This is a genomic window from Rhizobium sp. SYY.PMSO (genome assembly GCF_046840415.1).
In the GTDB taxonomy this organism is placed as follows: domain Bacteria; phylum Pseudomonadota; class Alphaproteobacteria; order Rhizobiales; family Rhizobiaceae; genus Rhizobium.
On the sequence record NZ_CP177351.1, the window covers coordinates 1,195,297 to 1,215,900 of the forward strand.

The 20,604-nt window shown below is 59.9% G+C and carries 18 protein-coding genes; 4 read left to right on the forward strand and 14 right to left on the reverse strand.

Annotation, left to right across the window (positions count from 1 at the left end):
- Positions 1–51: 51 nt before the first annotated feature.
- Both ACJJVH_RS32195 and ACJJVH_RS32200 read left to right on the forward strand, forming a co-directional pair.
- Positions 52–903 carry a sugar phosphate isomerase/epimerase family protein gene (locus tag ACJJVH_RS32195; RefSeq protein ID WP_412066486.1) on the forward strand — a complete coding sequence of 284 codons (852 nt, stop codon included), beginning with the start codon at positions 52–54 and terminating at the stop codon, positions 901–903.
- Positions 904–955: 52 nt separating this feature from the next.
- A complete protein-coding gene (locus ACJJVH_RS32200) occupies positions 956–2,140 on the forward strand; it encodes a Gfo/Idh/MocA family protein (protein WP_412066487.1) in 1,185 nt (394 codons plus the stop codon).
- Positions 2,141–2,473: 333 nt separating this feature from the next.
- Here the strand turns inward: ACJJVH_RS32200 and ACJJVH_RS32205 are convergent, their stop codons facing one another.
- On the reverse strand, positions 2,474–4,009 hold the full coding sequence (locus ACJJVH_RS32205) for an altronate dehydratase family protein (RefSeq protein ID WP_113384572.1): 1,536 nt from the start codon (positions 4,007–4,009) through the stop codon (positions 2,474–2,476).
- Positions 4,010–4,142: 133 nt separating this feature from the next.
- Between ACJJVH_RS32205 and ACJJVH_RS32210 the strand changes: the two genes are divergently transcribed.
- Entirely contained in the window at positions 4,143–5,312 is a 1,170-nt protein-coding gene (locus ACJJVH_RS32210) for a fumarylacetoacetate hydrolase family protein (RefSeq protein ID WP_412066488.1), read from the forward strand.
- Here the strand turns inward: ACJJVH_RS32210 and ACJJVH_RS32215 are convergent.
- The 9 genes from ACJJVH_RS32215 to ACJJVH_RS32255 all read right to left on the reverse strand — a co-directional run bounded on the left by ACJJVH_RS32215 (position 5,309) and on the right by ACJJVH_RS32255 (position 14,044).
- On the reverse strand, positions 5,309–5,656 hold the full coding sequence (locus ACJJVH_RS32215; protein WP_412066972.1) for a hypothetical protein: 348 nt from the start codon (positions 5,654–5,656) through the stop codon (positions 5,309–5,311). The two genes, ACJJVH_RS32210 and ACJJVH_RS32215, sit on opposite strands and share 4 nt — an antisense overlap.
- Positions 5,657–5,977: 321 nt before the next feature.
- The gene (locus ACJJVH_RS32220) at positions 5,978–6,931 is read right to left on the reverse strand and encodes a carbohydrate kinase family protein (RefSeq protein ID WP_113423412.1); all 954 of its coding nucleotides are present in this window, start codon (positions 6,929–6,931) and stop codon (positions 5,978–5,980) included.
- Between the two features lie 55 nt (positions 6,932–6,986).
- On the reverse strand, positions 6,987–8,030 hold the full coding sequence (locus ACJJVH_RS32225) for an NAD(P)-dependent alcohol dehydrogenase (RefSeq protein WP_113423413.1): 1,044 nt from the start codon (positions 8,028–8,030) through the stop codon (positions 6,987–6,989).
- Between the two features lie 11 nt (positions 8,031–8,041).
- Positions 8,042–8,854: an SDR family NAD(P)-dependent oxidoreductase gene (locus ACJJVH_RS32230; protein ID WP_113423414.1), complete on the reverse strand. Its 813-nt coding sequence runs from the start codon at positions 8,852–8,854 to the stop codon at positions 8,042–8,044.
- Positions 8,855–8,919: 65 nt separating this feature from the next.
- On the reverse strand, positions 8,920–10,005 hold the full coding sequence (locus ACJJVH_RS32235; protein ID WP_412066489.1) for an ABC transporter ATP-binding protein: 1,086 nt from the start codon (positions 10,003–10,005) through the stop codon (positions 8,920–8,922).
- A gap of 3 nt (positions 10,006–10,008) precedes the next feature.
- On the reverse strand, positions 10,009–10,920 hold the full coding sequence (locus ACJJVH_RS32240) for a carbohydrate ABC transporter permease (RefSeq protein ID WP_113423416.1): 912 nt from the start codon (positions 10,918–10,920) through the stop codon (positions 10,009–10,011).
- Positions 10,917–11,855, reverse strand: coding sequence for a carbohydrate ABC transporter permease (locus tag ACJJVH_RS32245; protein WP_412066490.1), 939 nt, complete (start codon positions 11,853–11,855; stop codon positions 10,917–10,919). The genes ACJJVH_RS32240 and ACJJVH_RS32245 overlap by 4 nt, the downstream gene beginning before the upstream one ends.
- Positions 11,855–12,703, reverse strand: coding sequence for a glucose 1-dehydrogenase (locus tag ACJJVH_RS32250; protein ID WP_113384579.1), 849 nt, complete (start codon positions 12,701–12,703; stop codon positions 11,855–11,857). The genes ACJJVH_RS32245 and ACJJVH_RS32250 overlap by 1 nt, the downstream gene beginning before the upstream one ends.
- Before the next feature lie 78 nt (positions 12,704–12,781).
- Positions 12,782–14,044: an ABC transporter substrate-binding protein gene (locus ACJJVH_RS32255; protein WP_112794822.1), complete on the reverse strand. Its 1,263-nt coding sequence runs from the start codon at positions 14,042–14,044 to the stop codon at positions 12,782–12,784.
- A gap of 337 nt (positions 14,045–14,381) precedes the next feature.
- Between ACJJVH_RS32255 and ACJJVH_RS32260 the strand changes: the two genes are divergently transcribed.
- Positions 14,382–15,449, forward strand: a complete 1,068-nt coding sequence (locus tag ACJJVH_RS32260; RefSeq protein ID WP_113384581.1) for a LacI family DNA-binding transcriptional regulator — start codon at positions 14,382–14,384, stop codon at positions 15,447–15,449.
- A gap of 283 nt (positions 15,450–15,732) precedes the next feature.
- Here the strand turns inward: ACJJVH_RS32260 and ACJJVH_RS32265 are convergent, their stop codons facing one another.
- The 4 genes from ACJJVH_RS32265 to ACJJVH_RS32280 form a co-directional block, all read right to left on the reverse strand.
- Positions 15,733–17,187, reverse strand: coding sequence for an aldehyde dehydrogenase family protein (locus tag ACJJVH_RS32265; RefSeq protein ID WP_412066491.1), 1,455 nt, complete (start codon positions 17,185–17,187; stop codon positions 15,733–15,735).
- A 59-nt stretch (positions 17,188–17,246) separates the two neighbouring features.
- The gene (locus ACJJVH_RS32270; RefSeq protein ID WP_412066492.1) at positions 17,247–18,398 is read right to left on the reverse strand and encodes a mandelate racemase/muconate lactonizing enzyme family protein; all 1,152 of its coding nucleotides are present in this window, start codon (positions 18,396–18,398) and stop codon (positions 17,247–17,249) included.
- 14 nt (positions 18,399–18,412) lie between these two features.
- Positions 18,413–19,270: a class II fructose-bisphosphate aldolase gene (locus ACJJVH_RS32275; RefSeq protein WP_113384583.1), complete on the reverse strand. Its 858-nt coding sequence runs from the start codon at positions 19,268–19,270 to the stop codon at positions 18,413–18,415.
- Positions 19,271–19,339: 69 nt separating this feature from the next.
- The gene (locus tag ACJJVH_RS32280) at positions 19,340–20,338 is read right to left on the reverse strand and encodes an N-acetylneuraminate lyase (RefSeq protein ID WP_412066493.1); all 999 of its coding nucleotides are present in this window, start codon (positions 20,336–20,338) and stop codon (positions 19,340–19,342) included.
- Positions 20,339–20,604: the final 266 nt, after the last annotated feature.

Here is a 20,604-nt window from a genome sequence, read left to right on the forward strand (position 1 = left end):
AGTTGGCCGTGACTTCCCAACCCAAGTCTTTCAAGAGCATTGGATGCGACCATGGCGACACTTGGCCTACTTTCCCCCGAATTCCCGTCCCCTACCCTGGAAGCCAACCTGAAGGCCATGGCAGCGGCCGGCGCAACAGGTGTTCAGTTCGACCTTGTCAACGCCGTCGGCAACACGTTTCCGGAAAACCTTACCGAGAGGCAGATTGCGGCTATCAAGGATGGCTTCGCCGCGAACCGTCTCGAGCTTTCGGCCTTGTCGGGCACATACAACATGATCGACCCCGATGCGGCCAAGCGCGCCGAAGGAGCGAAAGGTCTCGATCGGCTGATCGCGCTGGCGCCCAAGCTCGGAACGAAGGTCGTCACGCTATGCACGGGATCGCGCGATCCGGAAGACATGTGGAAGAGGCACGAGGACAGCGATAGCGCCGAAGCGTGGCACGACCTCCTTGCAACCACCAGGCAGGCCGTCAAGACAGCCGAAGCCCACGGCATTGTCCTCGGCGTCGAAACGGAAGTCGGCAACTGCATCAACACCGTCCGCAAGGCGCGCCGGCTGCTGGACGAGGTTGGCTCGCCGAACCTGAAGATCATCATGGACGGAGCCAACATCTTCCAGAAGGGCGAGTTGCCGCGAATGCGCGAGAAACTCGACGAAGCGTTCGAGCTTCTCGGTGCCGACATCGTTCTCGCCCACGCCAAGGACCTCGACAGGGATGGCGAAGCCGGGCATGTGCCGGCAGGCCTCGGCAAGCTGGATTATCCCTACTACCTGAAAAAGATGCAGGAGAGCGGCTATCAGGGATCGATCATTCTGCACGCGCTGAAGCCCGGGCAGGCCGCCGATCGTCTAGCATTTGTCAGAAGTGCCGCTCCGTCCGGCTATCTCAGGTCACGATAACATCTGGGCTCACTCCCGTTCCCATTCCACTACATTTTCAATGAGGACTCCAATGAGAGTTGGTATCATCGGCTGCGGCAACATTTCCGATATTTACGCTGCCAACAGCAAGCTCTTCCGTGACATAGACATCGTCGCTTGTGCTGACATCCTGCCGGAGGCGTCCAGGCGCATCGCCGGAAAATTCGGGATCGAAGAAAGGTCCGTCGATAAGCTGCTGGCGTCGGAGGATATTGATATCGTCCTCAACCTGACGATCCCCAGCTTTCACGCCGAAATCAGTCGCGCGGTGCTCGACGCGGGCAAGCACGTCTACGTCGAAAAGCCGCTGGCAACCTCTCTCGAAGACGGGATCGATCTGGTCCGGCGTGCGGCGGCAAAGGGTCTGCGCATCGGTTGCGCGCCCGACACCATTCTTGGCGCGGGACAGCAGACCGTGCGAAAGATCGTCGACGAGGGCTCAGCCGGACAGATTCTTACCGGCGTTGCGGCGATCATGTCGAAGGGAATGGAACACTGGCACCCCAACCCGGCGTTCTTCTATCAAGCCGGCGGTGGCCCCGTCCTGGACATTGGCCCATATTACGTTTCGTCTCTGTGCAACCTCCTCGGTCCGGTCGCCTCGGTATACGCGATCGGCCAGATCAGTCCGGCCGAACGCCGCTACGGGGCTGAAGGCCCGAACAAGGGCAAGACATTCAAGGTCGAGACATTCACGACGATCAACGCCATCCTGAAATTCGAGAGCGGCGCGATCATTACCTTCATCGCGAGCTGGGATATCTGGCGAAACGGAATGCGCCCGATCGAGCTGCACGGAACGAAGGCGTCTCTCCGCGTTCCCGATCCCGATACGTTTGGCGGCGACGTCGAACTCTCCGATACCACCCTGCCCCTCAACACCCACGACGCCGACGCTGTTGCCGCAGCCGGTCAAAGGCCGGATTGGAATCCGATCGGCACGACCAAGCTTCCGTTCGGCGCGATCAACTACCCGTTCGGCCATCCGACGATCGCCAACTACCGCTCCCTAGGCCTGGCGGAAATGGCAAACGCCATTGCGAACAATCGTCCGCACCGCTGCTCGGGCGAATTCTCGCTTCATACGCTCGCGGTCATGCTCGGAATTCTTCAATCGGCCGACCTGCGGCGAGAGGTCCCTATTTCCCATCGGGCTGATCGACCCGAGGCCCTCACTCCCGAGCAGGCGTCCAGCCTTCGCAAAGAGCGCCCTTAAAGCAATTCCAGCGGTTTTCCGTCCGGAGTTGCGTGAAGACAAAAGGTCAGAGCGTTTTCGCGATTTAAAGAGAAGCGGAAAGGCTCTGGTCCTGACCAGCAGGAGCGTTTGTCACGGCTGCGCCCGTCGCCCGGACCTATTTCCTGAATAACGGCGGCGCCATGCATTCGTCGATACTCAATATCCAGTGCGGTTAGTACGGTCCGACAGGATTCGTCGCTTTCCCTTTTTACTCATCAGCGGAATTGCAGCCTGCTTGACCATCTCGCCGCTGCCCCACCGCCGGAGCGGTCGGCCGTCAGAACGCGCACGGAGCGATACGAGCGCCCTCGATCAGGTAATCGCACCGACCTGCCATGGAACGAATTCGTTGTCGCCGTAGTCGTAGACCTCGCTGACGGTCTTCTGTCCCGAAGCCACGGCGATAATCTGCTCGAATAGCTTTTCGCCGGCGGCCTCGATCGTATAGAGCCCTGTCGCGATACCTCCCGTGTCTACGTCCATGTCCTCGCTCATGTGCTCGTACATTTCGGTGTTCGTCGCGATCTTGATCGTCGGTGCCGGCTTCCATCCCGACACGGAACCACGGCCGGTCGTGAAGCAAACGACATTGCATCCGCCCGCGACCTGACCCGTTACCGCGACAGGATCGTAGCCGGGTGTGTCCATGAACACGAACCCCGTTTCGTCGATGATCTCGGCGTACTCGTAGACGGCCTTGAGCGGCATCGAGCCCCCCTTTGCCACCGCGCCGAGGGATTTCTCCAGGATCGTGGTCAATCCGCCCTGCTTGTTTCCATAGCTCGGATTATTATTCAGTTCAGCGCCATTGCGGGCGGTGTAGTCCCGCCACCAGTCAATCCGATCCATCAGCTTCTGGGCGATGTCCGGCCGCACGGCGCGACGGGTCAGCAAATGCTCCGCGCCGTAGATTTCCGGTGTCTCGGCAAGACAGGTCGTACCGCCATGGCGGACGATCAGGTCCGATGCGTGACCGAGAGCCGGGTTGGCCGTGATGCCGGAATAACCATCGGACCCGCCGCATTCGAGCGCGACCTTGAGCTTCGACAAGGGCTGGGGTGTGCGCACGGCCTCGTTCACGGACGGCAGCATTTCGCGGATCATGTCACAGGCGGCTTCGATCGTTTTTCGCGTGCCGCCCAGCTGCTGGATCGTGAGCGTCCTGAAGCGTTGCCCTTCTTCCAGCTTATAGTGTTCGAGGATTGGCTGAATCTGGTTTGTCTCGCAGCCCAGCCCGATCATCAGGATGCCGCCAAAATTCGGATGACGTGCATATCCCTGGATGACTCGCGTCAGATATTTATAGCCTTCCGACTTGTTGCTGATGGCACAGCCGAGACCATGTGTCAGCGCCACCACGCCGTCGACGTTGCTGAAGCCTTCCAGACCGCCCATCCGGTTGAAATGATCCGCAATGTAGCGGGAAACCGTCGCCGAACAGTTCACGGTCGTCAGGATGCCGATGTAGTTTCGCGTTCCGACGCCGCCGGCTCCTCTGTCATACCCCATGAAGGTGCGGCGATCGGCCGGAGCGACCATCCCCTTCTCTTCAATCTCCGTGGAAAACTGGTGAGCGGCATGTCCCTCGGACATTGCGAGGTTATGAAGATGAACATGATCTCCAGGCCGGATGGTCTGCGTTGCAACGCCAATTACCTGCCCGAACTTCCGAAGCTCCGATCCCGCAGACATTTCGCGGAGCGCAACCTTATGCCCCCGCGGCACCAGCTGATTGGCAACGACGCCCGAAACACCGGTGGTCTCTCCGGCAGCGATCCGCCGGCGAGCGACTGCGACGTCGTCGGCGGAGTTGAGAAGAATTGCTGCGGCGCTCGAATCTATGGACATGGATAAGCTTTCTGTATATTGCGTGCAAACAACAGAAAGCTTTGGACCAGGGTAATGTCAAGAGGTTTTCGGGTCGCAAGTACCGGCCCGCGGGTCGGCATGCGCAAAAGCCCTGCACCGTTGAGGAGAAATCATGAGCTCGAAGAATGTGCTGACGTCCCCGGACGTGCTTCCCCAAGATGCCGCCTCGGCGATCCTCGTCGGCCGGATCTGGTCCGACAAGGCGGGTGGTCCTTGCCCGGTGCTCGTGCGCGAGGGACGTCTTCTCGACCTAACCGAGGTTGCCGTCACCGTCTCCGGGCTGCTTGAGATCGACGGCATCGCACAGAAACTGGCATCCGCTTCATCGCTTCCGGACTTGGGAAGCCTGGACGACATTCTCACAGGCAGTGGCGGTCGCCTTCTAGCCCCGATTGATCTCCAAGCGGTCAAGGCGGCCGGCGTAACGTTCGCGGACAGCATGCTCGAGCGCGTGATCGAGGAACAGGCAAAAGGCGACAGCGGCCGGGCCCAGGAAGTCCGCGATCGTCTCGCGCCGGTGATCGGAGACAGCCTGCGGGGCGTGGTTGCCGGGTCGGAAAAGGCCCGACAGGTCAAAGACCTTCTGCAGAGCATGGGCATGTGGTCTCAATATCTTGAGGTGGGCATCGGTCCTGACGCAGAAATCTTCACCAAGGCACAGCCGATGTCCTCGGTCGGCTGTGGCGACGACGTCGGCATTCATCCGATCTCCGAATGGAACAATCCGGAGCCCGAGGTCGTGCTCGCGGTACGCTCGGACGGCCGGATTCTCGGTGCAACGCTCGGGAACGACGTGAACTTGCGGGATGTGGAAGGGCGATCTGCCCTCCTCCTCGGAAAGGCCAAGGATAATAATGCCTCCTGTTCGATCGGACCGTTTATCCGCCTGTTCCATGGCTCCTTCAATCTCGAGGAACTCGGCAAGGTTCGCGTGACGCTGCGCGTCACAGGCGAAGACGGTTTCGAGATGACCGGCGAAAGCGCCATGGAGGCTATCAGCCGCAAGCCGGCCGACCTTGTGGCTCAACTCCGAAACCGCAACCATCAGTACCCCGACGGCGTCGTGCTGTTCCTGGGAACGATGTTCGCCCCCGTAAAGGACCGTCGCGGAGTCGGCAAAGGCTTCACGCACGAAATCGGCGATATCGTCGAGATCGGCACCCCGCTTCTTGGCCGTTTGACGAACCGGGTCGCCCGGACCGACGACTGCCCTGAATGGACATTCGGAACGCGGGCTTTGCTTCGAAACCTGGCCGACCGGGGCCTTGCTGCCCGCATTTAGAAGTAGTCGGCCATATCGATCCGTTCCGGTGGTCCAGAAAATTCAGCCGCCAGATCACAGTCCCCCATAACAGGGACATTCGAGAGAGCGTTTCCGCGATTCGAAGAAAAGCGGAAAGGCGCCAGGCCGCCGTGCGGAATCCCGTCAAGGCCCCGGTTCGTCCCGGCAAGCGTCCGGTGAAACCCGCGATAGACCGATCCATAGAGGTCACCATAGACCGCCTGCCATTGCGGATTGGGCCGGATTATGCGGGTCGACAACTCCAGTCCCGAGACGGCGGTAGCAAAATCGGGCCAAAGCCGTACACCCAGGCCACCAAGCAGCGCCGCGCCGATCGCGGTCATTTCCGGCTCGTCGCATACCGTAAATGGCCGCCCCAGCACACTGGCCTTGATCTCCAGAAGGAGCGAGTTGCGAGTACCGCCGCCGATCAGCCTGAAATCCTGGGTTCGCCTACGCCCGGGAGTTCAAAGAGCGCATCCGAAACACGTCGGGCCTCCATCGCAACGCCTTCGAATACCGCCCGGACCATGGAGCCGCGCCTTGCGGCATCCGTCAGCCCAAGGGCGGCGCGCGCATGCCAAAGTACGCCCCGCCGCATCGGCAAGCAGCGCGCGAACGCTCTGCGTGCCGATGTCGATGCCGATGATCAGGCCTCTCCCACCTCACGCACGTACGCGCTGATCCGCCAGGAAGCGCTCGACCTGCGCGAGGTCCTTCAGGCCGGCACCAGCGCCAACGGCCTGGACCGACAAACCCGCGACGGCCGATGCGAAACGCAGCGTTTCGCTCAGAGGCATATTTCGGACGAGGCAATGAACGAGCCCACCGACGAAATTGTCGCCTGCCCCGGTCGTATCGACGACAGGAACGTCAAATGCCGGGCAAGCCACCTCTTCTCCGTCAGCGAAGCCAACGACGCCTTGCGAGCCGCGCTTGAGGATGACGTTCCCGACACCTCGCCTACGGAACTCCGCGGCAATGGATCTGGGATCGGTCGAGCCCGTGAAAATCCGAGCTTCGAGTTCGCTCGGAACGACGTAGTCGAGATATTGCCAGGCCTCCCCCAGGCCATCAAGGCCGTAACCCTGCTGGTCCATCACCATATCCGCGACGGTGATCGCTCCGACGGACTTGGCCTTGCGCAGAAGCGGCGCGAGCGCCTTTGTATCGAAGGGCTGCGAGGTAAAGATACTTCCGATGGACAGTACCTTCAGACCGGGACGGATGATGTCGAGATCGACGTGTTCCGGCCCGTAGGCTCCGATCGACGCGTTGCGTTCGGAAAGGAAGCTGCGTTCGCCCGACTTGTCGAGCAGAACGATCGAGGTTGTGGTCGGGCGTTGGGCGTCGGCATGGAGGCCTTCCGTCGAGACCCCGTAATCGGCGCAGCGATCCTTGATGAACTGCCCCTGGCTGTCCTGCCCGATGAGCCCCATGAGGCCGACATTGTTCCCAAGCTTGGCAAGCGCGAAAGCTTCGTTGATCGCGTCACCCCCGCAGGCCAGCGTGACGCTCGAAACGCGACCCGTCTCGCCGGAACGGGGCATTGCCTCCAGCCCGTCGACGATGACGTCCACGACAATCATTCCTGCGCACAGAATGTCTGGTGCGGTCATTTCATGCTCCTTGGGGCCGTTCCCGACAAAGGGCAGGAAACGACCGGTAATGGGATCACGCACCTTCGAATTTGATGACGGCCTTTACCATCGTCGACTTCTCGTTGATGCAATCCTCGAAAGCCTGCGGCGCTTCGCTCAGCGTATAGTAACGGGAGATGATGCTTTTCACATCGATCTTGCCGGACGCGACCGCGTCGATCGTGGTGGGATAGATGTTGCTGTAGCGGAAGTTCGACTTGATCGTCAGTTCCTTGTTGGTCATCAACTGGAAATCGATCCTGGTTTCACCCGTCACATTGCCGACGATCATGATCGTGCCGCCACGCTTGCACATCTTGATGGTCTGCGAGGCCGCGACGGTGCTGCCCGCGGTCTCGAAAACCAGATCGGGCCCGAGGCCATCATGAAGACGGATCACCTCGGCGATCGGGTCCGTCTCGCGGGCGTTGACCACGTTGCGCGCGCCGAGTTCCCTGGCCTTGTTCAGCCGGATATCGAAGAGATCGACCACCGTGATGTTTGAAAGCCCCATCGCGCGAAGAGCAAGCAACGTCACCAGACCGATGCAACCGCCACCCAGAATGACGGCAGACTGGCCGATGCGAGCGCCGGCTTCACGCGCCGCGGTCATTGCGACTGCAAGCGGCTCGATCAGTGCGCCTTCCTCGTAGGACATGCTGTCCGGCAGCTTGAAGCACAGATCGGCCGGGTGGCAGACATATTCGCGCAGGATGCCGGGCTCGCGCGGCGCTGACGGGAAGACGACATTCGGGCAGAGGTTATAGCGGCCACCCGAGCACCATTCGCAGGTGCGGCACGGAATACCGGGTTCGATCGCGACGCGGTCGCCGACCTTGAGGTTCCTGACGGCCCTCCCGGCCTCGATGACTTCACCGGCACCCTCGTGACCGAGAATGAACGGATAGACATCGGGAAACTCCGGTTCGCCGTGCTCGTAGAAGTGAACGTCGGAGCCGCAAACGCCGCAGTATTTCATCTTGATCAGGACGTCGTGGATACCGACTTCCGGCATCTTGGCTTCGCCGAAAGTCATCTTGCGGTTTTCGAGTACATAGGCTGCGTGATTGATGGTCATGGTATGTCCGTTCAGATGCCCGTGAGTTCAACAGAGAGATCGCGAAGCTTTTTGCGCGCGCCCGCGTCGTAGCACTGCGCGTTGGCAGGCATATCGACGCCGCGGTTCAGATAACGGCCCGTCACGCCGTCGAATTTCGGGTTTAGGGCGAGGTCGATCAGATGACCGGCACCGACGTCGATGCTCTCGACGACAGCATGCTTCATCTGCCGGACCATAGTGGTGTCCATGAAGGAACTCGGATGCATGGTGTTTACGGTCACACCCTTGTCCTTGAGTTCTTCGGAAAGATCGAGCGTGAACATGATCTCGGCGACCTTGCTGCGGCAATATGCAGCTTCGCCGGAATAGTCGTGCTCCAGCTGCACGTTGGAAAAGTCGATTGGCTGCTGGCCATCCGATGCGACGTTGACGATGCGCGACGGGGCCGCGGCGACAACGCTGTCCCGCACGAGCTTGGTCAACAGGTAGACCGACAGATAATTCACCGCAAAGCGGCGTTCCAACCCGTCATCGCTGACTTCACGCGGCGCATCTTCCGGGCCTGTACCGATCCCGGCATTGTTGATGAACAGGTGGATCTTCGGGAACTTCTCCTTCAATTCGGCGGCAAACCGTCGGATGTCCGCAAGAGATGCGAGATTGGCGGCCATGAACTCCGCCGAGCCCCCGGCTTTCCTGATTTCGTTGACAACTTCCCCGCCCCGTTGCGCGCTGCGGCCATGGACGACCACATGGTATCCGGCCCCGGCAAGGCGAGGTGCAACCACCCGCCCCATTCCGTCTGTCGCACCCGTAATAACGGCGACCCTTTTGGTGGACATAAACTCGCTCCCTGTGAATGTGGCGAAGGGGCACTCCTCCCCTTCGCCATTGGCTCGACCGAGCGTTAAATTCTTTCGCCCGACGAGGTGTCGAATATTGATACGGACGCCGGGTTGAAGGAAAGCCGAAGCTTCTGCCCTTCGTGATATCCCGCATCGTCCGCAACCTTGACCGAGACCGTTTCGTCTCCGACCCTTGCCCAGATCAGGCTCTCGGCACCCGTGTTTTCAACAACGGTGACCTGAGCATCGAGCGTTTGTCCGCTGCCGGACCGATCGCCAACGATCCACTGCTCCGGCCGCACTCCGATTTCGATCTGTTTTCCCGATACCAGACGATCACTGCCCTCATAGCCCTTGAGCGAGAGCGACCGGCCATCCGAAATCTTCGCGTCCCGCCCGGCTGCGCCGGTCACGGTTGCCTTGATGAAGTTCATCGAAGGCGAGCCGACGAACCCCGCGACGAACCGGTTGGCGGGACGCGTGTAAACCTGCCTGGGAGGCGCAAACTGCTGAATGATGCCCTTGTTCATCACTGCGATCCGGTCGGCCAACGTCATTGCCTCGATCTGGTCATGGGTGACGTAGATCATCGTCGAACCGAGCTGTTGGTGCAGCTTCTTGATCTCGACGCGAAGTTCGGTGCGAAGCTTCGCGTCGAGATTGGACAACGGCTCGTCGAACAAGAACACGTCGACATCGCGGACAAGGGCGCGGCCGATCGCAACGCGCTGGCGTTGACCGCCCGATAATTCGGCAGGCCGTCTGTCCAACAACTTCTCGATCTGCAGGATACTGACGGCACGTCCCACGCGCTTGTCGATCTCCGCCTTGGGCATCTTGGCCATGCGCAGACCGAAGCTGAGGTTCTCGCGAACCGTCATGCGCGGATAGAGGGCGTAGGATTGAAACACCATCCCGACGCCGCGATCCTTCGGCTCCGCCCAAGTGACATTGTCGTCGCCGATCCAGATTTCGCCGTCCACGATCTCTTGCAGGCCTGCGATGCAGTTGAGTAGCGTGGACTTGCCGCACCCCGATGACCCGAGAAGCACGACGAATTCGCCCTCTTTAATGTCGAGGTTGAGATTTTCGATAACCTTGACGGCTCCGAATGCGACCGAAACATTGGTCGCCTTGACCACACCCATGACTTATCCTTTCACTGCACCGGCCGCGATCCCTCGGACGAACCAGCGCCCCGACAGGAAATAGACAGCCAAGGGAACAAGGGCCGTAATCATGGTTGCAGCCATGTTCACATTGTATTCCTTCTCGCCCGAAACCGAATTGACGATGTTGTTCAACTGCACCGTCATGGGAAGATTACCGGGTCCGGCAAAGACGACGCCGAGAATGAAGTCGTTCCAGATACCCGTTACCTGAAGGATCACCGCGACGATTACCATCGGCGTCGCCATCGGTAGCATGATGTGCCGGAATATCTGCCAGATGCTGGCGCCGTCGACGCGGGATGCCTTGAACAGGTCGATCGGTAGCCCGAGAAAGAAGTTCCGGAAGAGCAGGCTCAGCATCGGAAGCCCAAAGGCGGTGTGGACGATAACGATCCCCGGCAGCGTGCCGAAAATGCCGGCCAGCGAGAAAACCCGGACCAATGGGTAGATGAAGACTTGGAACGGGATAAATGCGCCAACCATGAGGATCGCGAACAGGACCGTCGCGCCACGCACGCGCCAGAACGAGAGCATGTAGCCTGTCCACGCGGCAATACCGATGGACAATGCCGTGCTCGGAACAAGAATACGGATCGAGTTCCAGAATCCGACCTTGACGCCATTGCAGGTCAGACCGGTACAGGCGCTCGTCCAGGCACGTATCCATGCGTCGAAGGTAAACGGACTGGGCAGATTGAAGAGCCCGCCCTGGCGGATCTGATCCATGGTCTTGAGCGAGGTGATGATCATCACGACAAGCGGCAGCAGGAAGAAAAGCGCCGTGACGATGATGAATGCGTATAAACCGACACGGCCTGCCGTAACATGCCCGGGCTTGCGTCCACTTGCCGCCGGATTATGACGCAGTTTGTGATGGACTTCCTTCGTCATACCGGAGCCCTCCCCTTCTGCTTGCGGAAATGCTCGAGGTAGATATAGGGAACCACGACCGCTATCACCGTGATGAGCATGACGGAAGCTGCTGCCGATGCGAGGCCGATATTGGCTCTGCGAAAGAGGAATTCCATTACGTACTTCGCGGGCACTTCGCTCGATATGCCAGGCCCGCCGTTCGTGAGCGCGACCACCAGGTCGTAAACCTTGACGCCACCGACAGCGAGCAGGACGACCGCCGTTGCGAACATCGGTTTCAGCAGCGGAAGCACGATATGGGCGTAGAAGCGGAACGGACTAATACCATCGACCTTTGCGGCCTTGGCGAGATCCTCGTCGATGCCGCGCAGACCGGCCAGCATGATCGCCATCACGAGTCCGGATGCCTGCCACACACCAGCCAGCGCCACGACATAGATCGCTTTATCAGAGCGGGTAAGCCAGTCGATCGTCACCCAGGTCAGGCCGAGATCGTGAAAGAACTGCTGCAAGCCCATCTGCGGATTGAGAATCCATTGCCAGATCAGGCCCGTGACGATGAACGACATGCCCTGCGGATATAAATAGATCGTCCGCAGAGTGTTCTCGAAACGGATGCGCTGGTCCAGCGCGATCGCCATCAAGAGCCCAAGCACCAGGCTTGCGCCGATAAAGAGGCAGCAGAATATTCCGAGGTTCACCACGGAGATCTGCCAGCGCTCATCGCTGAACAGGCGCCGATACTGTGCCAGACCGACGAAGTCATCAACCGGCAGCATCCTTGATTTCGTGAACGAAATCCAAACCGTCCAACCCATTGAAAAGATGTAGACGAAGAGGACGATTACCACGGCCGGGAGAAAACCGGCATAGCTCCCCCAGCGAGACCGCGCCTTGCGTCTTGCGGAGCTTTTCTTCGTGGCAACCCCTGCCGTGCTCTCGAGAACCGCCATCACAGCAGCCGATTTTCGAGAGGCGTTAGAGAATAGCCGCCATCAATAACCATGCACTGCCCGGTCATGTAGCTCGATGCATCGGATGCGAGGAATACCGCCGCGCCAGCCAGCTCGTCAGGCGTGCCAATGCGGTTCATGGCCGCCGGCTTGATCATGTAACCATAGGCTTCGTCGGGGAATTCGCTCAGGTAAGGCCCGAGAATATCAGTCATGATGAAGCCGGGCGCGATTGCGTTGACGCGGATATTGTGACGTGCCCACTCGTAGGCGAGGCAGCGAACGAGCATGTTTACGCCCGCCTTGGACGTGTTGTAGCAAGCTTGCGGATTTCCGTTGGCTACGTAAGCCGAAAGCGACGACGTTACGATGATGTTGCCGGACTTGCGCGGGATCATATGCCGGGCGGCGGCCTGCGCGGCGAAGAACACACCTTTGAGGTTCACGTCCATCAGGCGGTCCCACTGCTCTTCGGTCATGTCTTCGGCATTCACGTCGATGCCGATACCGGCGTTGGCGACCATGATGTCAACCTTGCCGAGCCGCTTGACCGCCTCGTCGACGGCAGCATCCAGTGCGGAGCGGCTGGTCACGTCGGCAAGCATTGCGAAAGACCCCTTGGCACCGATTTCACGGAGCCGGGCTGCCACTTCTTCGCCTTCCTCCTTCGTATTCTTCGAAAGGATGACGACGTCCGCGCCCGCCTCGGCCAAGCCGACCGCGAGGGCTTTTCCAATGCCGCGCGATCCGCCTGTCACCATGGCAACGCGCCCTTTGAGGCTCAACCGCTCCGGAACGGTGCCTGTCACATCCGTACCGACGCGACCTTGCTTCAACTGAATGTTCATTGCTTCCTCCCGCCTCACATGGCTTTCAAATTCACGATCATGATGGCCCGCCGGCGCCCGCCGGCAGACCGAGGTGGCTCAGCGCATGGACTTTTCGGATTCGATGATCTGCACCAGGGAGGCCACGAACTTGTCGGGCGTATAGCTGGGATCGGCCCAGGCCTGTGCTGCGAGATCGCGCTCCGCCCCGATAGCATCTGGCGAAATGAGGAAATCGACGTTCGGAATACGCTGGGCCGGATCCTTGAGAATCTTGATGCCCTTCGCCGCGCAGGCGTCGAGTTTGGTTTCGTCCACATCGAGACGGGCAGGAACCGAACCCTTCTTTGAGTTGAACGCCACCTGGACATCCTTGCTCATCATGACCCGCTCAAGCATCGCCTGCGCCTTTTGCTGCTCGGGATCCTTGTTGACCGGGAAGATGATCGCGTCGGACGAGACATTGAAATACTGCTTTCCGTCGCCGTTGCCGAGAATTTGGCAACCGAAATCGACATCGGCCTTCTGGCCTGCCGCAAGATATTCGCCCTTTGCCCAGTCGCCCATGAACTGGAAGCCTGCCTTGCCCGTGATCACCATATTGGCGGCTACGTTCCACTCGCGATTTGCCGCGCCATTATCGGAATAGTCGCGCAGACGGAGAAATGTCGTGACGGCATCCTTGAATTGAGGGGATTTGATCGCGTCCACGTCCAGGTCGGCGAAGACTTTGTTGAAAAGTTCGGGGCCCTCTTTCGTCAGGAGAACCGAGAGGAAAGTCTGCCCCAACTGCCAGGGTTGCGCGCCCACGGCGATCGGGATTGCGGTCCCCTTCGCCTTGATCGCGTCTGCCGCCGCAAAAAAGTCATCCCATGTAACAGGCTCCTTGGCACCTGCATCGGCAAGGACCTTCTTATTGTACCAAAGCCAGTTGTGGCCATGGTCATTGATCGGCAGGGCGTACATGTGCCCGTCCTTGAAGGTCATCGCCTTCTGGAACGTCTCCGGGATATTGTTGTAGAATCCCGTCTCTTTGGCGGCATCATCGATCGGTGCGAGAAGACCTTGCGAAACCAGGTCTTCTACCTGCTTCCCGAGAGGCATCTGTGCGGCGGTTGGCGGATTTCCGCCGGTGATACGGGAGACGATGTTCGCGATGGCCACCTCACCGCCTGCGATGGCGTTGTCTTTCCAGACGCCGCCCTGAGCGGTGTAGGCTTTCGCAACCTCCTTGATGGCTGCCGATTCACCTGCCGAGACCCACCAGTGCATTACTTCTGCCTGCGGTCCGGCCGCCATTGCGGAGGCGGCGTGCATGAACAGCGCGGCCGCCACGGCGACCACAGACACGGAACTCTTCATAGATTGTCCTCCTCAGAACCTGATGGCGCTCCTGCCCAGCGATCATGTCGGGATTACCGAGTACCGCCTCCAAAAATGTAGCGCTAAACCAAATTAGCGCTAAACTAACTGTTGTCAACTACAATTCGATCGGGCAATGATTCAATTCATCGGCGGAAAAACGCGTCAAAACGCGCATTTTGCCAGAAATCAACCGCTAGACAGTTGTTTGGCTTATGAAAAAGGCATGAACAGGCAGACGTGGGATAGTGCCGGATATCGGCCCTTTGCGCGGCATCCGCGCATCGATGGTTCCGATCGATAGCTACCACCCTCCCCCAGGGCTCCGGAGACAGAGATGGATACAAAGAATACGACACGCCGACGCGGCCGAGGAACGCAGAAGGTGACCTTGAAAGAGGTTGCCGACGCGGCGGGCGTATCGATGATGACGGTGTCGAACGTCATTCACGACCGCGTCAACGTCGGCACGGACCTCAGGGCGCTCGTCCAAGCGAAGATCAAGGAGCTGGGCTACACACCCAACCGCGCGGCGCAGCAGCTCGCAGGTATCGCCAGGCCGCATGTCGGCCTCATCTACACCGGGGTTACCAACCCGTTCATCGCATCCGTCATCGTCGGCACGATGAAAGCAGCATCACGCTTGCAAGTCGATGTATCGGTCGAGCTTGCAAAGCTTGACGATCCCAAGGCGCTTAGGAACACCATGCATCGTATGGAAGATGCGGGCATCGACGGCTTTCTCCTCCCATCGCCCGTCGCGGAATTCGTCGCGTCCACGTTCAAGAAGAAGGCACTGGATGTGCCTGCGGTCGCGATCGCGCCGGGCTTTCCGATCTCGGGAATGGCGGCGGTGCGCGGCGACGACCGAAAGGCCAGCCATGAGCTGGTTACGATGCTTCTGGATCACGGCCACACCAAGATCGGTCACATTGCAGGTCCCAAATCGCAAAGCGGCAGCATAGCGCGTCTCCAGGGCTACAAGGAGGCGCTCTCCGATCGCGGTATCGAACCACGCCCGGAATGGATCGTGCAGACGGAGTTCAATTTCCAGCAAGGCGTTAAAGCCGCGGAACGCCTGCTGAAGCAGGAACCCGGATTGACGGCGATCTTTGCCGCCAACGACACTCTGGCGGCCAGCGTTCTCGCGGTTGCGCATAATAGCGGCATTGCTGTCCCCGAAAAACTGTCCGTCGTTGGCTACGACGACTCGCCCGTGGCTGAGCAGGCTTGGCCGGGTTTGACGACAATCCATCAAGACGCTTTGGCCATGACCGAACGCGCCGTCGAACTTCTGACGGAAGCCGTGCGCCGCCGGAAAGTCAACCCGGACGATCGTTTGGACGAGGATGTCGTGTTTCCTTATCAGATGGTCACGCGCGGCTCGGTAGCTAAGGCCCCGTAGCAGCAGCCCGGCGGCAGCGCGTTGGAACCTACCGCTCCTTCTCGAATTGCGAAGAAGCCCTATCCTCTTGTTTTTGCGCAACTCCGGACACAGGGACAGGAAAAGGCCCGCCGCTCGATATAAAGCGTACCCGCATTGGTCTGAAGCATCCGGCCCTGCTCAATCGACAGTCCGCGTAATTTCAGGATTCGAACCGGAGACGGACAGGGCCTGCCCGTAGGAGAAACGGGCAGGCCTCGATGGACATCGCAATCACAGGGTCGCGATTGCCATGTCATGAGCATCAATCCTGCTTGAAGACATTCCGCAGGATGATCGATTTCTGGTGCGTGACTTCGCGCATCACTTCGGACATGCTCTCGCGGCTATTGCCGCTGCCTTTCTTGCCGCCGCCGAATGGCAACTCCGCTGCGCGGAAACCACCGGAAGCGTTGATCGCGACGTGGCCCGTCACCATCTTGCTAGCCGCCTGAAGAGCCTTGCGGGTATCCGGAGTGATGATACCGCCACCGAGACCATAGCTCGTGTTGTTGTGAATTCTGATGGCCTCGTCGAGCGTATCGAAGCCAATGATCGGCCAAACCGGACCAAAGACCTCCATATCCCTGGCGATGTCCATTTCCGGCGTAACGTCGGCGATAACGGTCGGCTCGTAGAATGCATAGGAGTTACGGCGCTTGCCACCGAAGACGACCCGTCCCCCCTGATCGGCCGTCAGCTTGACCTGCTTCTCGATGTTGTCGGCCGCACGCTTGTCGATGACGGGGCCCATCGTCGTTGCCGGGTCCATGGGATCGCCGAGAACGAGCTTGGACAGCTTCTCGTCAATCAGGCGCTCCATGAAGCGCTTCTTGACGGAGTTATGGACGATGAAGCGCTTGGCGGCACTGCACGCCTGGCCAGAGTTTCTCGACTTGTCGCCAGCTTCGCTGACAGCGAGATCGATGTCCGCGTCGTCGCAGATGATGAGGCCGTCATTGCCGCCGAGCTCGAAATAGTATGGCGTCAGATGCTCGGCCGCCGCCTTGGCGATCAGCTTGCCGGTGTGGGTACTGCCCGTAAAGTTGATCATGTCAATGCGCGGGTCGCCGACCAGCGTACCGCCGACACGAGGGCCGTCACCCGTCAAGCACTGCGCGACGGCAGCCGGGATGCCCGCTTCTATGAGGATCTTGTGGCATTCGATGACAGCAAGCGGGTTCTGGTGCGGTGCCTTGACGATGATCACGTTACCAGCGGCGAGCGCTCCCCCGACCTTGAACGACCAGATCGCCGGCGGGAAGTTGAACGGAACGATGGCCGCGATGACGCCGCGCGGGATGTGCAGCGTGAACTGCAGGTCTTCGTCGTAGCCGGATTCCGTGGAAGACGGCATGACCGCACCGTAATGATGCCTGGCCACTTCGCAGCTGGCTTCTAGGATGAAGGCTACGGAGTCGAATTCCCAGACGGCTTCAGCCATGTAAGGCTTGCCGGATTCCAGCGACAGGAGCTTGCCGAGCTCCAGACGGCGGCTGCGGATGATGCCCGCGGCCTTGCGGATCAGATCGGTACGCTCGCGGGTGGTGCGGGCGGCCCAGTCCTTCTGCGCTTCGACGGCAACGGCGATCGCGCGTTGCACGTCTTCAACGGTTGCTTCCGGCACGGTGTCGACGGTCTCGCCGCTGGCCGGATTGATGATCGGGCTGGTCTGCCGATTGCTGGCGTCGGCCAAGCCATTTCCGAGGATCATTTGCATGTCGGTTCTCCTCAACTCCGCACGTCAGGCGGAAACATCTTCAGAAATCGATCGCGATCTCAATCGCGTTCGTCATGGGAGCGGATGAAGTCCATGTTGAGCTGGAGGCCGTGACCCGGAGCTTCGATGACGTCGAGATAGCCATCAGTCGGGACCTGGGCGTTCAGGTAGACAGAGTGGGTGATCGGCTCGAACAGGCGCAGACGCTCCAGGAACGGTACGATGGCCACCGTGCTGGCGATCGGAATATGGATGTGCTCCATCGCATGCGGGGCGAACTTGACGTTCCAGGCCTCGCATAAGGCGGCGCATTTCATCATCTCGGTGTAACCGCCGGCACGCGCACCGTCGACCTGGACGATGTCGGCCGCCTCGGCCATCAGCAGGTCGCGGACACCCCACTTCGTGTATTCGTGCTCGCCAGTCCCCAGCGGGATATCCGTCCCGCGCTTGAAACGGGCAAGGCCGGGAATGTCGTCGGCGAAGACGGGCTCCTCGAGGAGCATCGGATTGTATTCGCGAACGCGGTTTGCAAACTGGATTGCCGTTGCCGCGTCCCAGCAATTGTTGGCATCGATCATCAGGCCGATATCCGGGCCGAGAGCCTCGCGGACCTTGCGGACGCGCTCGAAGTCCCTGGTCGGGTTGCGGCCGTTATCGTAACCGATCTTGAACTTGACCATCCTGTAACCCTGGCGGACCATGTCCTGCATTTCCTCGACCAGCTGGTCGTCCTCGTAGGTCGCCCAGCCGCCGCTGGCGTAGACCGGGATGCGGGAGCGACCGCCGCCGAACAGGCGGTGAAGCGGCATGTCGAGGATTTTGCCCTTGAGGTCCCAGAGTGCGAAGTCGATCGCCGAGAGCGCGCAGAACATCAGGCCCTTGCGACCGACGCCGCGGAAGATCGCAAAGAACTCCCGCCAGATGACTTCGGTATCGAACGGATCGCGTCCCTTGAGACGAGGCGCCATGTCCTTCCTGATCAGCGCGCGGATCGCTTCGCCGCCGACTTCGTGGTAGGTCACGCCAATGCCCTCAAGGCCCTGATCGGTCTTGACGCGAACGACCGTCATACCGACGGTCTCGACCTTGCGCGTCGCGTCGGCGAGGCCCGAGGGAGCCTGGGTCGAGACGAGATGGACTTCTATGTCCTGAATCTTATGGCCTTTCACATGCCGCTCCACTTCGAATTTTTCGGTTCTGACGTTCACAACGAATTCTCCAATCAACGCAGGCGGCCGGCGGACATGGTCATTTCCATGTACTGCCGGACGACTTCGGCCCCTGCGGCGATGCCGGCGGTTCCAATGGTCATGAGGGGCAGGTCCTTGGTCGGCTCCGCGTCGCAAGTGTCTTTTGCTGCCTTGACAAAGGCGTAGCGAAGGGCGGTGCCGACATTCATCTTGGCGACACCCATCTTGATCGCGCGCTGAACCTGGTCATAGGGGATGCCCGTGCCGCCGTGCAGAACCATCGGAATCTTGATGCGCTGGCGGATTTCCTCGACGAGATCGAAACGCAGCTGCGGCTCCTCGGCATAGAAGCCGTGCGCATTGCCGATTGCGACAGCCAGGCAGTCGATTCCGGTATTCGCGAGGCGCTCCGCCCAGTCCGGATCGGACAGGTGGGCGTTTTCAAGTTTCCTACCGAATTCGTCGGTATTGCCGATCGTGCCGATTTCCCCTTCCACGGTGACGCCGACAGCATGTGCGATTTCGACGATACGGCGGGAATTTTCGACATTCTGCTCGATCGGCAGATGGGAGCCATCATACATGACGCTGGAGAAGCCGCCGCGGATGGCGCCCATGACGGACTTTTCGGAGTCGCCGTGATCGAGATGGATGGCAACCTCGATGTCGAGGTCCGCGCCGACCGCCCTCGCAATAGCCACGGGCACCGAGGCGTTGCCGAAATAGGCAACCTCAACCGGGTGAATGCCGAGGATCACGGGCGAACGCAGTTTGGCCGCGGTCTGAAGCACGCACTGGATCATTTCCAGGCTGGCGCAATTGAATGCGGGAACTGCGTACCTGCCTTCATACGCCGCATCCATGAGCTTCTTCATCGGTACAAGTTTCATATCTCATCCTCATGATTCATTGGGCGGCGGCATTCCAACGGCCGCCAGGTTCGGAATATCAAGGCGACGTCAACTCAGCTGGGCGGAGATCTCTTCGAGCCGACCGCATGTCGATGACGACAGCGTCAGCAGCGGTTTGCGGCATACGGGCGTATCAATCACGCCGAGGCGGTAAAGCAGGTACTTCATGCCGGGGAACACGCCCACCCGGACGAGTTCGTCGATAACCTCGTTGCATGCCGACTGAATGCGGGCGGCCGCCGCCATATTCCCTGCCGCCAGGCTTTCCCGCATCTGGAGGTATCGCTGTCCCATGAGGTTGTACGTACTGCCGACGCCGCCATTGGCCCCGGAGACCAGCCCGGCCATCAGCATCTCGTCGAAGCCGTTCAACAGCAGCGCGTCCGGAAATGCCCGGCGCAGCTGCTCCATCTGGTACATGTCGATGCTGGTTTGCTTGATTCCGATGACGCCGGGCAGGCTCAACAGCCGTGCAAGGTCGTCCAGGGTGAAGATGACTCCGCTCATATTCGGAATGTTGTAAATGATGAGCGGAGTGCCTTGGGAGGCATCGAGAATGTCTTCGTAATATCCGAAGATCGCATCCTTGCGGTGCGGGAAGTAGATGGGAGGGATGGCGGAAACCGCGTCATAGCCTAGCGCCGCGCAGCCCTTGGCAAGGGTTTGCGCATCGCGTGTCGCGATCGCACCCACATGACCGATCTTCGCGCCGGAACCAGCTTCGCCCGCAACGGTCTCAAAGATCGCCAAGCGCTCCTCGACGGACTGCAACAGCCCCTCGCCCGTCGATCCCCCAACGTAAAACCCCTCGATACCCATTCCCTTGACGTGTGCGACGAGCCGCTTGAGAGAAGCAACCGACACTTCTCCGTCGGAGTCGTAGGGCGTCAAAAGCGCTGCATGCAGCTGCGCTAGACGCTGAGCAACCGGCAAGGTTCTCGAAATTTCGGGACGGGACAGGTCCATTATGTGTTTCTCCACGTTCGACCCATTGCTGGGGCACTCTTCAGGGAAACTCCCTGCTCGGTGGCAGGCATCGATCGACATGGCCAAGCATCCGGCGAAACGGTCCGCGCGCCAGGCAAAAATGCCTGTCGGGTTGGCACGCGATCATCGCCTCCGTTTGATGATCCGTGGGCGGATACGATCAAAGGTGCTTTTCGTTAAAAGATAGCCTCCCTGATGCATTGGAACCCTCTTCTCCCGAGACATCCGCCGCATGTTTTTAACGCTAAACAAAGCCCTTCACGGTGTCAACGGTTAAATTGAGCGCTAAACAAAAAGGTGCAACCGCGTGGTTGACGATATGCCGC

Coding starts and splice junctions, on each gene's coding strand:
- ACJJVH_RS32215 (WP_412066972.1), bottom strand. CDS start 5,656: ATGACCGCGATCGGCGCGGCGCTGCTTGGTGGCCTGGGTGTACGGCTT.
- ACJJVH_RS32240 (WP_113423416.1), bottom strand. CDS start 10,920: ATGACGAAGGAAGTCCATCACAAACTGCGTCATAATCCGGCGGCAAGT.
- ACJJVH_RS32220 (WP_113423412.1), bottom strand. CDS start 6,931: ATGACCGCACCAGACATTCTGTGCGCAGGAATGATTGTCGTGGACGTC.
- ACJJVH_RS32280 (WP_412066493.1), bottom strand. CDS start 20,338: ATGTCGATCGATGCCTGCCACCGAGCAGGGAGTTTCCCTGAAGAGTGC.
- ACJJVH_RS32225 (WP_113423413.1), bottom strand. CDS start 8,030: ATGACCATCAATCACGCAGCCTATGTACTCGAAAACCGCAAGATGACT.
- ACJJVH_RS32265 (WP_412066491.1), bottom strand. CDS start 17,187: ATGCAAATGATCCTCGGAAATGGCTTGGCCGACGCCAGCAATCGGCAG.
- ACJJVH_RS32200 (WP_412066487.1), top strand. CDS start 956: ATGAGAGTTGGTATCATCGGCTGCGGCAACATTTCCGATATTTACGCT.
- ACJJVH_RS32230 (WP_113423414.1), bottom strand. CDS start 8,854: ATGTCCACCAAAAGGGTCGCCGTTATTACGGGTGCGACAGACGGAATG.
- ACJJVH_RS32205 (WP_113384572.1), bottom strand. CDS start 4,009: ATGTCCATAGATTCGAGCGCCGCAGCAATTCTTCTCAACTCCGCCGAC.
- ACJJVH_RS32210 (WP_412066488.1), top strand. CDS start 4,143: ATGAGCTCGAAGAATGTGCTGACGTCCCCGGACGTGCTTCCCCAAGAT.
- ACJJVH_RS32245 (WP_412066490.1), bottom strand. CDS start 11,855: ATGGCGGTTCTCGAGAGCACGGCAGGGGTTGCCACGAAGAAAAGCTCC.
- ACJJVH_RS32250 (WP_113384579.1), bottom strand. CDS start 12,703: ATGAACATTCAGTTGAAGCAAGGTCGCGTCGGTACGGATGTGACAGGC.
- ACJJVH_RS32235 (WP_412066489.1), bottom strand. CDS start 10,005: ATGGGTGTGGTCAAGGCGACCAATGTTTCGGTCGCATTCGGAGCCGTC.
- ACJJVH_RS32255 (WP_112794822.1), bottom strand. CDS start 14,044: ATGAAGAGTTCCGTGTCTGTGGTCGCCGTGGCGGCCGCGCTGTTCATG.
- ACJJVH_RS32195 (WP_412066486.1), top strand. CDS start 52: ATGGCGACACTTGGCCTACTTTCCCCCGAATTCCCGTCCCCTACCCTG.
- ACJJVH_RS32260 (WP_113384581.1), top strand. CDS start 14,382: ATGGATACAAAGAATACGACACGCCGACGCGGCCGAGGAACGCAGAAG.
- ACJJVH_RS32275 (WP_113384583.1), bottom strand. CDS start 19,270: ATGAAACTTGTACCGATGAAGAAGCTCATGGATGCGGCGTATGAAGGC.